Genomic DNA, 799 nt, shown 5'->3' with positions numbered 1-799 from the left:
ATACAGAGCCCCTCGGCCCCTGCGACATATGCCCGTGCGGAACCTCGCGAACTTTCAATAACTCCCGCGGTATGATGACGGTGATATTGGTGGAGGCGACGGAAATCGTTCTGGTTTCGCGCGCCATGTCGAGCGTGACAAGATCGCCGCGACGCACGGTGATTGGGCGATCATCCAGCATCCCGGTGTATCCGCCGACGGTATAGACCTGAACCATGACGTGATCGATGCCATCCGACAGCGCCTTCTGCCGGCTCCGGGTAAATGCCGTCGCATCAAAGCTGCCGCCACCGACAAGAATATCGCCAAGGTGATAGGTATCGTGAGCGGCTGCGAACTGTGCGTGAGGATCGACGGGCGCCACATCGAAGACGGGAGCCACGGCTTGCTGCCATCCGGCAAATGCATCCTGCGGCGACAATTCGGATGAAGCAAAGTGCTGGCGCAGAAGAAGCGTTTTGTCGGGCTCACCCAATGTTTTCCTCAGTTCAGCGATCTTCGCGCAAAGATGGGACGGCCATACCAGAGATGAGATTTTATGCTGATTACGAACGCCATCTCTTAAGCTATGTGCGTAGACGGTAATGTCCAGTGAAGATAAGGGGGATAAAATTATGTGCGCACACAAGATCCGGCAGTCGGCAATGTCTGGACTCGCCGGTAGTTTCATCGCTCTTAGAGTCCGTCCGAACACTTTCTCATTTTGAACATAGCCTTCGCAGCATGAGGCGGATGGAGGCTAATTTGAGGAAGGCAAGCGCATTTCTTGACAGGTTTTCGAGGTCCTTGGCCAGTCTAC

At 54.9% G+C, this 799-nt stretch carries 1 protein-coding gene and 1 pseudogene; both read right to left on the bottom strand.

Going from position 1 to position 799, the window contains the following annotated elements:
* A partial coding sequence (locus tag AX760_RS05485; protein WP_210187368.1) for a cupin domain-containing protein occupies window positions 1-670 on the bottom strand: 670 nt, incomplete at its 3' end.
* 28 nt (window positions 671-698) lie between these two features.
* Window positions 699-799, bottom strand: a pseudogene (locus AX760_RS26620) (IS5/IS1182 family transposase); the annotation flags it as partial.

Source organism: Pararhizobium antarcticum, from assembly GCF_001885585.1.
GTDB lineage: Bacteria > Pseudomonadota > Alphaproteobacteria > Rhizobiales > Rhizobiaceae > Pararhizobium > Pararhizobium antarcticum.
Note: the sequence above shows the minus strand (reverse complement) of the source record. Positions and strands in the feature narration are given on the sequence as shown.